Source organism: Oleiphilus sp. HI0061 (assembly GCF_001635675.1).
Map to the genome: position 1 here is coordinate 1 of NZ_LWFE01000216.1, position 1,094 is coordinate 1,094.

The 1,094-nt window shown below is 44.8% G+C and carries 1 protein-coding gene and 1 pseudogene; both read right to left on the reverse strand.

Annotated elements, in window-relative coordinates; all coding sequences use genetic code 11:
• Positions 1-818 (reverse strand): divergent polysaccharide deacetylase family protein (locus tag A3735_RS02570; RefSeq protein WP_068637539.1); only part of this gene is annotated, 818 nt, incomplete at its 3' end.
• Positions 811-1,094, reverse strand: a pseudogene (locus tag A3735_RS30160) (hypothetical protein); the annotation flags it as partial. The pseudogene A3735_RS30160 and the gene A3735_RS02570, both read right to left, overlap by 8 nt.

Genomic DNA, 1,094 nt, shown 5'->3' on the forward strand with positions numbered 1-1,094 from the left:
CTTTGTGCTAGTCGAGGAACTTTGTTTCTTGCAGCAAAGATGTTTTGCATGCTCTGTCCAGGGTTTTGTATTTGCCAGATAGCGCTAGCAGAAGCGATACTGATACCTTTTTCGTCAAGCTTTGTCAGAGCCCAGCTCAAGTATTCAACTGTGACTTTGTGAGGGTGGGCGATTGCTATGGCTGTGCCATTCTTCTTTGCTAGTTCGACTAGCTTGATAAACTGAGCTTGAACAAATTTTCGGGTTTGAAAATGGTCAAGAAAAACATCCCGGCTTATGTTAGGGATTTGGTGCGCTGCGGCAATTTTGGCGGCAACCGAGTTGGCAGAGGTGCGACTATCCAAGAAAAAGAAGGGGTGCTGTTTAACCGTTTCCATTACCCACTCCATAACCTTGTTTTGAGTTGTCAACTGACTGCCCATATGGTTATTCAGGCCTACCATATGCGGAATCGAGATAAAGCTTTTTCGCAAGGTTTGCTTAATTTGCATCTCANTCATGCTTTCGGTTAAACCGCCCTTACCGAGCTTAATCCCAAGCTTATTTTGCATGGGCGAGTGGAGCATGATTTCCTTGCCATTCTCTTTAGCTCTTTCGATTAGGGCTCGTGTATGGCGTCTTTCTGGTAGAAAAGACAAAGTAAGGGGGTAGGGTAGGTCAATTAATCGGGAGCCGTTCTCCAGGTGATTCCCCATATCGTCAATGACGATCGCGATGGTCGGTTGCTGCTTTAGTTCTGCAGCAACGGGAAAAGCAAGCACGACAGTAGTCAGGATAAAGGTGACTACTGTACTGAGCTTGAGGAGATAGTTACTCACCTTGTGGCGTGCCTTCTTCAGCTAGGTTTTCAGCCTCAGTTTGGCTCTCTGGTGTTTTGACGGAAGAGTTCTTTTGCTTAACTTTTAGAATATCCAAAGCCTTTAGCAAACTTAAAGCTTCCTGAAGCTGGAAGTCTTTTTCCAGCATGGATTGTTGACGAGAAACTTCTGAGTCTTCGCTTTCTTCTTTGCTGGATTCATTCTTATTTTGGTTGCCGTTACTTAAGTGACCGGCTAGATCAGACTCTCGATAAAAGGCTTTGGTTTTTTCTTCAC